At 59.1% G+C, this 13,832-nt stretch carries 3 protein-coding genes and 1 pseudogene; 3 read left to right on the forward strand and 1 reads right to left on the reverse strand.

All coding sequences use genetic code 11. From position 1 onward, the window contains the following. The first annotated feature begins 6 nt into the window (after positions 1–6). Together QF045_RS03740 and QF045_RS03745 are read left to right on the forward strand one after the other, a co-directional pair. Positions 7–10,215, forward strand: a complete 10,209-nt coding sequence (locus QF045_RS03740) for a hemagglutinin repeat-containing protein (protein WP_306491103.1) — start codon at positions 7–9, stop codon at positions 10,213–10,215. Then, entirely contained in the window at positions 10,212–10,739 is a 528-nt protein-coding gene (locus tag QF045_RS03745; protein ID WP_306491104.1) for a hypothetical protein, read from the forward strand. Before QF045_RS03740 ends, QF045_RS03745 begins: the two co-directional genes overlap by 4 nt. Positions 10,740–10,991: 252 nt before the next feature. Here the strand turns inward: QF045_RS03745 and QF045_RS03750 are convergent. Continuing rightward, positions 10,992–12,185 (reverse strand): annotated as a pseudogene (locus QF045_RS03750) (IS4 family transposase). A 268-nt stretch (positions 12,186–12,453) separates the two neighbouring features. Between QF045_RS03750 and QF045_RS03755 the strand changes: the two are divergent. Continuing rightward, positions 12,454–13,824, forward strand: a complete 1,371-nt coding sequence (locus QF045_RS03755; protein ID WP_306491105.1) for a hypothetical protein — start codon at positions 12,454–12,456, stop codon at positions 13,822–13,824. The last annotated feature ends 8 nt before the right edge of the window (positions 13,825–13,832 follow it).

Consider the following 13,832-nt stretch of genomic DNA (forward strand, 5'->3'; position numbering starts at 1 on the left):
CTGACAATGGATGTCCGCCACTTCGCCTTCCTGGCCCGCCAACCTTCTGCTGCTCTGAAGTCGCGAAACGCGTTCCTCGGTCTGCCCAAGCGCGGCCTTGCGTTGATCCTCGTCAACGCGCTGTTCTGGCAGCCGCTGCTGGCCCAGGCCGAGGGCATCGTGGTCAGCGCGCCGGGCACCACTGTGGGTGCGGCGGGCAATGGCGTGCCGGTGGTGAACATCGCCACGCCCAATGGCGCAGGCTTGTCCCATAACCAGTTCCAGCAGTACAACGTCGGCCCCAACGGCGTGATCCTCAACAACGCCACCGGTGCGGTGGTAAACACCCAGCTGGGCGGCTACATCGTCGGCAACCCCAACCTCAAGGGCGGCGCGGCGAGCGTCATCCTCAACGAAGTCAACGGCGGCAGCGCCAGCCAGTTGCGCGGCTACACCGAAGTGGCGGGGCAGTCGGCCAAGGTCATCGTGGCCAACCCCTACGGGATTACCTGCAGCGGTTGCGGCTTTATCAACACGCCCAACGTGACCCTGACCACCGGCAAACCGGTACTCGACCCGACCGGCCAGCTGAAAAGCTACCAGGTCGATGGCGGCGCCGTGACCATCGACGGCGAAGGCTTGAACGCCAGCAACGTCGACCGTTTCGACATCATCACCCGCTCGGCCAAGATCAACGCGCAGATCAACGCCCGCGAACTCAACGTGATCGCCGGGCGCAACGACGTCGATGCCAAAACGCTCAACGCCACGCCACGCGCCGACGACGGCAGCGCCAAGCCCGAGCTGGCCATTGACTCCTCGGCCCTGGGCGGCATGTACGCCGGTGCGATCAAACTGGTGGGCACCGAAGCCGGTGTGGGCGTGAAGCTCGATGGCACCCTGGCGGCCAGCGGCGGGGATATCCAGCTCGACGCCAACGGGCGCTTGAGCATGGCGCAGGCGGCGGCCACCGGGAACGTCAAGGTCACGGCGCAGAATGTCGACCTCACTGACAAGGTCTACGCCGGACAAGCGCTGGACGTGCAAACCCAAGGCGATCTCATCAATCGCAAAAGCCTCGCCGCACGTGACCGCATCGCGCTGTCCAGCGGCGGCACGCTGACCAACAGCGACATCATCGAAGCCGGCGTCAACCCCGATAACACCCGCAACGCGGCGGGTGATGTGAGCCTGCGCGCCAAGACCCTCAACAACACCGGCACCAGCGTCATCGCCAGCCGTGCGTTGGCCGTTGATGCCCAAACCGTGAACAACCAGGGCGGCACCCTCAGCGCGCGGCAACGCACCAGCGTCACGGCGGCTGCGCTCGATAACCGCAACAACGGGCGGGTCCTCAGCAGCGCCGCGCTGGATATCAGCGCCAGCGATCTGCAGAACGGCCAGGGCGGATTGGTCACCAGCAATGGGCCACTGACCGCCAATCTGGGCGCTGCGCACAATACCGGCGGCGAAATCTCCAGCCTGGACACGGCCACGCTGACGGTGACCACCCTGGACAACGTCGCAGGCCTGGTCACCGCCGGCAAGGCGTTGAGCCTCAACGCTGGCACGCTCGACAACCAGAACGGGCTAGTCACCAGCCAGGGCGTTCTTCACCTCACCGGTAATCGCCTGGACAACCGCCAGAAAGGCCTGGTCGCCAGCACTGGCGGCGTGCAGCTTGACGTCGCCAACATCGACAATCGCAACGGCGAGCTCTCCAGCCGTGCGGGTGTGGCGGTGAACGGCACGCAATTGGATAACAGCGATGGCGGCCTGGTGGTGGCCGCCAGCGGCTTGAACCTGAACGTCGATCAATTGCTCAACCGCAACCAGGGCCTGATCAGCAGCGAAGGACTGCTCACCGTGACCACGGGTACCCTGGTCAACCGTGGTGGCACGCTCTCAAGCGCTGGCCCGCTGAGCATCGGCGCCCGTGACGCGGTGAACAACCAGGGCGGGCGTCTGGTGACCGACGGCACCCTGACCCTTGAACTCAATCGTGGCCAGCTCAACAACCAGGGCGGGCTGATCAACGGCCCGCTGTTGGTGCTCAACAACCTCAAGGATGTCAATAACCAGGGCGGCGAGATTTCCAGCAGCCAGGCATTCACGCTCACCGCCGACAACCTCGACAACAGCGACGGTAAAGTGCTCGGCAATACTGCCCTGACCCTGCGCATCGGCCAGGCCCTGACGAACGTCAAGGGCATGATTGCCGCCGCTGCGGTGGATGCACGCGCCGCCAGCTTGGACAACAGCGGCGGAACCCTCACCAGCCGTGGCGATACCGTGCTCAACGTGAGCGGCCCATTGACCAACCAGGCCAGGGGCCTGATCAACGCGGCCAACCTGCTGAGCATCAATACCGCGAGCCTGGATAACCAGGGCGGCTCTTTGCTCGGCAGCGCCATTGCCGTGGACTTCGGCAGTGCTTCCGGCGACCTGAACAACACCGGTGGCCTGATCACCACCGCCGGCAACTTGAGCATCAATCACCTGCGCGACTTGAATAACCAGGGCGGCGAACTCTCCAGCGCGCAGACCCTGAACCTCAGCGGACGCACCCTCGACAACAGCGCAGGCAAGCTGATCAGCAATAACCTGCTGGTGCTCAACGCCGACACGCTGATCAACCAAAACGGGCTGATGTCCGGCTGGCAAGGCCTGAGCGCCACTGCCGCAAGCCTGGACAACCGCAACAGCGGCACCCTGTCGAGCCGTTACGGCGACCTCAATGCCACGCTCACCGGCCGCCTGCTCAACAGCGGCGCGGGTGCGCTGGTCAGCCAGAAGGCGCTGACGGTCAGCGCCGCCGAGCTGGATAACAGCGACAAGGGCGTTCTTTCCAGCGCTACCGAACAAAACCTCAAGGTCACCGGCCTGCTGAATAACGCCAATGGCGGCACCATCGACAGCGGCACGGCCCTGGACCTGACCGCGCAGAACCTGGACAACAGCGCCGGCAGCATCAGCGGCGGCACCGACACCCGCCTGGACCTGCTGGCGACCCTGACCAATACCAACGGCAAATTGGCCAGTGGCGGCCCGTTGCTGATCAGCCGTGCCACGCAGATCGACAACCAGGGCGGCCAGATCGCCAGCCAAGGCCTGTTGACGCTGCTGACCGGCGGCTTGGATAACCGTAATCGCGGCACGCTGGCGGCTAACGAGCGCATGAGTATCACGGCCAGCGGTCTGGTACAGAACGGTAACGACGGCTTGATCTACAGCCAGAACGCGGACCTCCAGCTCAACGCCGATCGTCTCGACAATGCCAAAGGCTCGCTGCAAAGCCAGGGCGGGCTGACGCTCGATGTGGTCAATGCTGTCGATAACCAGAGCGGCAAACTGATCGCCCAGACCGGCGACCTGAATATCAAAGCCGCCAGCCTGGACAACCGTGGCGGTACCCTCGCCAGTCTCAAGGCCTTGCTGCAAACCCGAGTCGTCGGCGTGCTGCGCAACGGCTACGACCTCAACAACAACCGCCAGGGCGGCGTGATGCAGGGCCAGACCCTGGACCTGCAGGCCGGTGGCGTCGATAACTATGGCGGACGCATCTCCGCCCAGGGCAGCGACGGCCTTGTGACCACCGGCAATTTCGACAACCGCAACGGCGGGCTCTATGCCAAAGGCCTGATGCGCGTGGTCGGCCACGATTTCGATAACAGCGGCGACAACGATGGCCAAATAGCTGCCCGGCAAATCGACCTGGACCTCAGCGGCGCGTTGAACAACCGCCTGGGCATCATCGAAAGCGAATCCACCCTCAAGGTCCGCGCCGCCAGCCTGGACAACCAGACCGGACGCCTGCGTGCCCTCGGGCCCGACGGCACGACTGAGTTCGCCATCGGTGGCGTGTTCGACAACCGCAACGGCGTGCTGGAAACCGCCAACACCAACCTGACACTGGACGCCGGCAGCCTGCAAAACCTTGGCGGTAGTGTGCTGCACGTGGGCACCGGCAACTTCGGCATTGCCCCCGCCAACCTCAATGACGTCGGCGGCAGCCTGGTGACGCGGGGCGACCTGACGATCACCCAGGACAACTGGACCAACAGCAGCGTGATCCAGGCCGGACAACTGACGGTCAACGTCAACACGCTCGACCAGACAACAACCGGCCAATTGCTCGGCGCCCGACGCTTTATCGGCAGCGGCGGCAACTGGTCCACCAACGGCCTGATCGCCAGCGACGGCGACCTTGACCTGACCTTGAGCGGCGCGTTGAACAGCAGCGGGCGCATCAGCAGCCTGGGCAAGTTGAACTTCACCGCCGCCCAGGCGAACTTGAGCGACGTCGCCAGCATCGCCGGCGGTGGCGTGACCCGCGCAACCCTCAGCGGCACCCTGAACAACCACGGCCGCCTGACCTCGGCCACTGACCTGCTGATCAACGCGGGCGCGCTCAACAACTACGCCACGCTCGGCAGCGGGCAAGCGCTCACGGTCACCACCGGCGCATTGCTCAACGACCACGGCCTGATCTTCAGCGGCGCTGACATGAGCCTGCGTGTGGCGTCGCTGAACAACAGCTACGGCGACGTCTACAGCATGGGCAACCTGAGCGTCGATCGTGACGGCAAGGGTGGGTTGGCTGACAGCATTATCAACAGCTCTTCGAGCATGCAGAGTGATGGTGACCTGACCCTCACCGCCGCTACGATCAAGAATGAACGTGCGGTACTGACCGTCAACGACGCGGGTGTCTACACCGCCTCGGCCACCGAGGGCGCGTGCATCGAGTACGTTAACGCCGGTGACTGCAAAGCAGGCGGCACCCCGCGCAACTACGTGTGGGAGTTGCTGACCCGCGACAAGCTGGAAGTGACCGCCGCCAGTGCCGGTTCGAGTATCACCGCCGGCGGCAACATGACCCTGGCGGGCGGCGACCTGCTCAACAGCAGTAGCTCGATTGCGGCCGGCGGTAACTTCACCGCGCGCCTGAACAACCTGGTCAACACCGGCATCGAAACCGGCGAGACCGAGACCTATCGTCTTTTCACTTCAGAGCGCACCAAGCACCCTGGACGCTGGTTCGATGCAGCCGCCGCACTTACCAACAAATATTGGTACAAAAGCGCCGGTTACAACCCCAATGACCTCGGCGGCCTTGAGGCCACCGTGGCCAACTTCGTCGGCATCATGGAGAGCGAACGCACCCAGTTCGGCAAAGTCACCAAAATCGCCAGCGATGATCAGCGTTACGCCGCCGTGATTCAGGCTGGCGGCGCGGTGGACGTCAAGGCGCAAGCCGGTATCGACAACAGCGTGGTGCGCCTGGGCTACAACTACATCGGTGCGGGCGCCAAAACCACCACCGGCGCTACCGGTGCCAGTGGCGCAGCCGGTTACTCGACCCGCATCACCCTCAACCAGCAATTGCCTCCTGATCTGGCCCAGCAGCAGATCAACCCGCTGAGCTTGCCCGGCTTCACCCTGCCCAGCGGGCAGGGCGGCCTGTTCCGCCTCAGTGGCGAAGGCAGCAGCGCGCCAGCCAGCACCGGCCCGCAAGGCTGGACGCTGGGCGGCGGTGGCGTAGACCGAGCACCGGTTACCGGGCCGGTCGTACCCGGCACCGGCTCCTCGGCCGACGGTGTCGTCATCAATCGGGTGCAAGGCCTGCCGGACAGCCAGTTCGTCTCCAACCCACAGAAATACCTGATCGAAACCAACCCGCAGCTGACCAACCTCAGCCAGTTCCTCAGTTCCGATTACCTGCTGTCCAAGATCGGCTACGACCCCGACCAGGCGCAAAAACGCCTGGGTGACGGCCTCTATGAACAACGCCTGATCCAGCAAGCGGTCATTGCCCGCACCGGCCAGCGCTTCATCGACGGCCAAACCAGTGACACGGCGATGTTCAAGTACCTGATGGACAACGCCATCGGCAGCCGTCAGGCGCTCAACCTGTCGGTCGGTGTAAGCCTCACCGCCGAACAAGTCGCGGCCCTGACCCACGATATCGTGTGGATGGAAAACGCCACCGTCGCCGGCCAGCAAGTGCTGGTGCCCGTGCTCTACCTGGCCCAGGCCAACAACCGCCTGGCGCCCAATGGCGCGTTGATCACCGGCAACGACCTGAGCTTGGTAAGCGGCGCAGACCTCAACAACGTCGGCACCCTGCGCGCCACCAACAACCTCGCGGCCAGCGCCGGACGCAACATGGTCAACAGCGGCCTGATCCAAGCCGGCAACCGCCTCGACCTCCTCGCCGGCAACAGCCTGACCAACCGCGCCGGCGGCATCATTGCCGGACGCGATGTCAGCGTGGGCGCGATCAGCGGCGATGTGCTCAATGAGCGCACCGTCACCAGCCACCAGAGCAGCAGCGGCTACCGCACCGAACGCACCGACTTCGTCGACAACGCCGCGCGCATCGAAGCCGCCAACACCCTGGCCCTGCAAGCCGGTCGCGACGTCAACAGCACCGGCGGTGTGCTCAAGAGCGGCGCCGACACCCGCATCCAAGCCGGGCGCGACGTGAACCTGGCCACCGCCGAACAGCGTAACGCCAATGTCGTCAGCACCTACTCACGCAACAGCAGCGTGACGCAGTACGGCACCGTGATAGAAGCGGGGCGGGACTTCCAGATTGTGGCGGCACGGGATATCAGTGCCATCGGCAGCCAGTTGAATGCAACGCGTGATCTGGCGATGGTGGCCAAAGGCAATTTGAACCTGGCTTCGGCGGCGAATGAACAGCATTCGGCGTTTAATTCCAAGAAGGTCACCAGTCAAGAAGATCACGTTCAGCAGGCCGGCACCTCACTGGTGGCCGGTGAAAACCTCTCCTTGAGCGCAGGCAACGACCTCGCCGTCAGCGCGAGCCGCGCAAGTGCGGGCAAGGAAGCCTACCTCTATGCAGGCAACGATCTGACGCTGAATGCCGCGCAGAACAGCGACTACAGCTATTACCGCAAGACCAAAACCAGCAATGGGTTGCTGTCCAGCAGCCAGAAAACGCGCATCGACAGCACTAACCAGATTTCCCAGCAGGGCTCCTCCATCAGTGCCGACACGGTGGTCGTGCGTGCCGGTCGAGACATTGGCACAAGCGCCAGTGACGTGGTGTCTACCAACGCCACCAGCCTGATTGCCGGGCGTAATGTGGTGATCGACGGAGCGACGGAAACCTTCGAGCAAAGCCATTCGTCCTCGACCAAAAAGTCGGGTTTGCTCAGCAGCGGCGGCATCGGCGTCACCCTGGGCTCAAGCAGCAATAAGAACACCTTTACCAGCAGCACCGAGACCACCCGGGCCAGCAATATCGGTAGTGTGCAGGGCAGCGTAAATGTTCAGGCGGGTAAAGACCTGACCATTCGCGGCTCTGATGTGGTTGCCGGTAAGGACATCAGCCTGATTGGGCAAAATGTCAGCGTCCTGGCTTCTGAGAACAACAACCGCAGCGAGCAGACCTCCAAGAGCAAATCCAGTGGTTTGACCCTGGCGTTATCCGGCACCGTGGGTGGCGCAGTGGACGCCGCTTACCAGACCGCCAAGCAGGCCAAGAACGAGGACGACAGCCGCCTCTCCGCGCTGCAAGGTGTCAAAGCAGGGTTGACCGGCGTACAGGCCTGGCAAGCGGCGCGGCAGGATGGCGGGATGACCGGCGACAACGCTGCCCAGTTTGTCGGTATCAGCATCTCTTTGGGCTCGCAAAAGTCCGAATCCAAACAGACGCAGGAGCAAACCTTAAGCCAGGGCAGCAGCCTGACGGCCGGCAATAACCTCACCATCGTGGCGCAGGGGAATGGCACGCCGGGTGACGCGGGTGATATCCGCGTTCAAGGCAGCAAGCTCCAGGCCACCAATGAAATGAGGCTAGCTGCGGAGCGCGATATTCGCCTTGAGGCTGCGGCCAACAATCAAAAGCTCGATGGAAAAAACAACAGCAGCGGTGGAGCGGTTGGCATCAGCCTGGGCGTTGGCTCCGAAGGCGGTGGCCTGAGCATTTTCGCCAATGCGAACAAGGGCACCGGCAACGAGAAGGGCACCGGCACCACCTGGACGGAGACAACGCTGGATGCGGGCAAACAGGTCAGCCTGATCAGCGGGCGGGACACTGCCCTCAAGGGTGCGCAAGTCAGCGCAGACAAAATCACTGCCACCGTTGGTCGTGACCTCACGCTGCAAAGTCTGCAGGACACCGATAACTACAAGTCCAAACAGACGGATGTCAGCGGGGGCATCAGCTTCGCCATCATCGGCACGGGTGGCAGCGCAAACCTGAGCATCAGCAAAAGCAAGATCGACTCTAAATACCAGAGCGTGCAGGAGCAAACCGGCCTGTTCGGCGGCAAGGGCGGCTACCAGATCGATGTGGGCAACCATACGCAACTTGATGGCAGCGTGATCGCCAGCACGGCTACGCCGGACAAAAACCGCTTGAACACCGGCACCCTTGGCTGGAGCGTTCTAAAGAACAAGGCTGACTACACAAGCCAGTTGCAGAGCGCCAGCGTCGGCAGTGGCAGCGATGGCACCAACGCATTCATCAGCAACATGCCCACCGGCAGTTTGATCGCATTCAATCATGGCGACAGCGACAGCGGCAACACGTCCTCGGCCATTTCCAATGGCACCCTCAACATCCGCGACCCTGCCAAACAGCAGCAGGACGTCGCGACGCTGAGCCACGATGTTGAACACGCCAACGGCGCCATCAGCCCCATCTTCGATAAGGAGAAAGAGCAGAAGCGGCTGCGGCAGGTGCAGTTGATTGCGGATATTGGTGCTCAAACCGTCGACATCGTGCACACACAGGGCGAGCTCAACGCCAAAGAGGCGGGTCGCAAGGAACTGATCGACAAAGGTGTTGATAAGCCGACGAAGGAGCAGATCGCGGCCAGCGATGCCTACAAAAAGGTCATGGCTGACTACGGCGTGGGTGGTGACTACCCGCGCGTGGCTCAGGCGGTGACAGCGGCATTGCAAGGGCTGGTTGGGGGCGATATCGGTTCAGCCGTTGCAGGCGCATCGGCGCCGTATCTGGCGCAAGTGATCAAGAAAACGACTGGAAACAACGACGCACTTAACACCATGGCACATGCCGTTTTGGGTGCGGTAATAGCGCAGGCGCAGGGCAACTCGGCGCTGGCAGGCGGTGCCGGGGCAGCGACTGGCGAGCTGATCGCGCATCAACTCTATCCGGGCACGGCGACGGCGGATCTGACGCAGGAGCAGAGGGAGACGGTGGTTGCGCTGTCGGGCTTGGCCGCAGGGTTGGCTGGGGGGGTTGCTGGTGGTGACCTGAGTGGGGCGGTGACCGGGGCGCAAGCGGGGACTAATGCGGTCCAGAACAACTATCTGAGCAAGGCGCAGAAGGCTCAGAGAGACAAGGAAATGGGGGAGTGTCCGACGTTGGTCTGCAGTACAGGCACAGCGACGAAGTGGACAGCGATCGACATTGCGCAGGATGCGAGTTTTACAATCGGTGCTGCCGCTGGTGCTGTTCTGGGGCTAAACGACACCGTTGACAGCATCGTGCACACTGCAGGCAGCCTCAAGGAGACTTATGCGGCGCTGAAAGCAGTAGTTGAGAGCGGTGGTGTTTGGGACGCGGTCAAGCAGCCGTATATTGACCGCATAGATCGACTGCAAGCGCAGTATGAAGAAGCCGGAGCCAGTGGTTCATATCAAGCCGGGGTTGAAACTGGAAGGCTGATCAGTGATATGGCTGCGGTTCTTTCAGTTGGCGGGGGGGTGGTGAAGGGCGGCGCCTTGTTGGCGGAGAAGGTTACGGCTAAGGTTGCTGCTCGAGTAGAGTTGGGGGGGGCGAAGGCAACTCCTTCAGGGCTGGTTTCTGGAGAAACTGGCTTTGTAGATGCTGGTAAGGCTGCTGCTAACGATGCGGATTTCGCGGGTCCAAAAACAACTACCAACGCTCCAAATACACCCAGGTTCATTACGGACTCTGCCGGTAATACTATTGATTTAGATTATACCAAGGGACTTAGGGAAACGAATGTGACGGTCACGGGAACGCGTGGTGGTGTTCAGTATCCGTTGCAAGGGCAAACTCCCGATTCTTATGCGAATCTTGGAAATGGGCATGTTGTTGTCTACGGTCCTGAGGGGCGTGCACTATATGATGTGTCTAGCTCTCGGATTAAGGTGGTCGAATGGAACCAAGCTCCGAATGGAACATATTTCCCCAAGAAGGGAAGTGATACAAAAGTTTTTGAGGGAAATGTTCCTCGGTCGGTTCTTGATAGCTTGGGGTTGAAATGATGAAAGTTTATCAGGGTAATATTTCTAAAGAGTCGTTAAGTCTGTTTGTTTCAGATATTGGCTCCGGGGAGTTTTTTTCATATGTAGGGCACTTGGTTTCATTAGAACAGGCAATTTCTGTTCTGGGTTTGCTATCTCCTGATTTTATTGAGGTCAATGGTCACATTTTCTGGCTGCCTAACGCTCAGCAATACGATTCGCAAAAATTTCATTTGAACGGGCTGGTTGAGACCGAATCTGGTGTGTTGGAGCAAAGTACATCGCGTAGAGACGTTGAACGATACAGAAATATTTTTTCAATAAATCAGTTCTTTTCAAAGTGGGAGGATGCACCGGGCCGACCCGTATTTAAAGTGGGTCTGTCGGAAGAAGATTATCGTCTTTGTCATTTATTTGCTGAACAGATCACTAGATATTGGAAACGCGCGTTATCCGACGCCTTTCCAGAAAAGGTATTTCAGTTTGAAATTGCTGACGATCTTCTAGATGAATATGGCGTCTGTCTGACATTCTGGCAGTCGTAGTTTAAAGAGCGCACAGGATGTGTCCGCGCCATATTAAAACCATTGCCAAAGGCTAAACAATGATTATGCGTTTAGAAATGGTTGAGAAAGGACTTGTAGAAAAGCTTAAGTTGGTCAGTGAGGAACGACGAAAAATTGCTGTAAAAGTGGCTTGCGAACTTGCTTTTCAGGCTTGTCCAGTAAAAGTACCTATTGTTGTCGAGTCTCTTAGGTGGGTGAATAGGGGGCAGACCCTGAGGGATCCCCACAAATTTACGCCAAGCTCTGTGCCTGATGATGCACCTCATCACGCAGAGCATGCTCCAGTATTTCCAAGTGTTTTCGGCCACCAAAATCGGTGCAACTGCGCCAGTACTCCAAACCTAATCGCCACAATGAAAGGACTCGCCTCTCTTTTAGGCTATTGCTTTGATAGCGCCGCTCCAATTGGTTCTCCCGTGCCTGCAGCCCCGTTAAGAAGATGAGGTAGTTGGCCAAAGCGGCAATCAACAACAACACTTCGATGCGCTTGGGACAATGGCTTCGATGCAGATTCAGGCCCAATCCCAGGTGCTCACTTTTTACATCTCGGAAGCCTTCTTCGATCTGCATACGGCGCTTATAAATCGCCACGACTTTTGCTGGATTCCACTCATCTTGCTTCAGGTTGCTGGCAAGCAACCACGGTTCACGCTCACGTCTGGCAGACTGCCGGCTGAGCTTGCTTCTGGCAATTGAGCCGGTGACCCGTTGATGCTTACGACCCTTGGCTGAATGGCGGACGCAGTACAAATCGATGAAGTGAGGGGCGCTACGCGTCATCTCGAAACGGCCTAACGACTTAGGTGATGAAGTGGCTAAAACATACAAATCCTTCACAGGCTGCCAGTCATTTTCTTCGTGGCGATAAAGCTCACGATTTCATATGCGGGCCACGTAATACCAGCCCTGCGCCGCTACGGCTTTCATCCAGGGGCGCCGGAAACCTGCATCAGTGACCAGGACTGGAACGCATCCCTCAGGTAGTAATGCAGCCAACGTTTTGAGCAGGCGACTTTGATATTTGGGGCAACTCTCGCGCTCATGAACGCTTTCATAAATAGGAAATGAGCGCCCCGCAAACGGGACCGCGGCTCTCAACAAAAAGGCGTCGCCAGACGCATCAATTCGAGACCAGTCGACCAAGATTAAAGGATGTTTCAAGGAGCCCAACAACGCCCGCAGCATCACCCAATAGAACAGTGGCCGCTCTGCTCTGAGGTGTTGATTACCCAACAATCGGTCCACTCGCTTGATCGCATGTTTTGGATGCGCCTGACCTGGCATAAAGCGTCCCAGCGCTGTCAGCGTCAGGCGACGGCCTTGCAGTAACGAACTGACACAACTCGTCAGCGTTGTCAGGCGGCGAGAATGGATTGAAGGCAGTGCTTGAGCGAGCGCTCTGCGTAAAAATCGGATGGCCTGCATGGGATCGGGTTCTTGTTTTTGTGTGGTGCAAACCAAGTTGCCGACTCATGCAGGCCTCTTCAATATTCCAACTTCTTGATTTTTGGTAAGAAAAATCGGGGATCCCTCAGGGTCTGACCCCTATTTTGCAGCCGTCGGGATTGTTGCCAATACGTCCTCCAGTGACATCTTTAAAAAGATAGGCGACTACGCTCAGACCAGATCCATAGATCCGAAATCCGATGCGGCCACCCGCGCAGCCTGGGCAGAGGGTGGTGCGGCACGTGTGATGTTGCATGCGCTGGCTGGGGCGGCGATTGGGTTGTCCAGCGGCAGCCCTCAAAGCGGTGCACTAGGTGCAGGTGCATCAGCCGCGTTGATACCCGCGATCACAGATGCTTTGGAAAAAAACCAAATCAAGGGTACGGATCAAGATGCGCTGGCGTCGTTGATTGCGGCGGGTGTGGGCACTGTTGTAGGTGCTGGTAATGGCGTAAACGGTTCGATAGTGGCGGGTGGAACGGCCAATAGTGTTGAAGTATTCAACCGTCGCCTGCACAAGACCCAGGAAGTGCCAATTCTGGAGAAGAAGGCCGAAGAGCTGGAAAAGCGGGGCAAAGCTGAGTCCAGTACACGTTGGATTGATTTGCTGATGATTGCCGCTGGCGGTGCGGTCGATAAAGCTGACGAAGCACGCTTGAATGCACTGGTGCAGCAATCCAAGGGCAACGACACCGAGTCCGAGCGATTCATGGAAGATTTGAACACGGCCAAGGGAATCGTTGCCCAGTTAGCCGCACAGGAAATTCCGCTGACTTGGAAAGATGGCACGCCCATTATGGTCAAGGGCGAGAAGGTCTACGCCTTCGGTGCCACAGAGAGTCAGAAAAACGATCCCACCCTTTTTAATGCGGCAAATGTCTACGGCCCCGGAGCGGTCTACGACCAATGGCGGCAGTACGGTCAAGAGCAGACGACTCAGCATCAAAACGAGCTATCGGGGCTGTCTACGTATGAGTCGAGCGTTGCGGATGCGTCGCAGCGTTTGGCGGACATCGCGATCAAGGGGACCAAAGACGTCACGCCTGAGCTGGATATTCTGGCGGCTGCTATGCCGGCGGCACGGGGGGCCAAGACTGTTTTCGAACTTGTTTTGGAGAGTATTGCGATTAAGAGGCTTGCATCAGGTGCCGAGTTAAACAGCGCAGCTAAGTCCGGTGAGCTGATCGCGGGAAAAAATTGGGCTGGTGCAGCTGATAACGAAGCTGGGTTAGCCGGGAGACCTCTTACGGTTGTTCCAGGAAGATTTGATAATGAAATTGACTTGGCACTTAAATCAGATGTCACGGGAGAGGTTTTAGAGGGGCAAGTCGGAAGAGCATTGAGCGAAAAAGGGATGCTTTTGGATTATCAAAGTAAATTCAGATCTGGTTTTTTTGACGGAAAACCTGTGGGAATTGGCGAGATAGACGCTGAAACACCTCGTTTTATCATTGAGGTTGCCAGCAGTCCGAAGCCTGGAAAAATCGAACAGTTACAGAAGTTACAAAATAACACTATGCTTAACCCTGATCGTAAAGAAGTCATACTTTTTGCTCCGAACGTGGTTAAGCCGCAGCAGATCAAAGCTTATGAAAAGGTAGGGGTTAAAAGTAATTAATAGCGTCG

This window comes from Pseudomonas sp. W4I3 (assembly GCF_030816195.1).
GTDB lineage: Bacteria > Pseudomonadota > Gammaproteobacteria > Pseudomonadales > Pseudomonadaceae > Aquipseudomonas.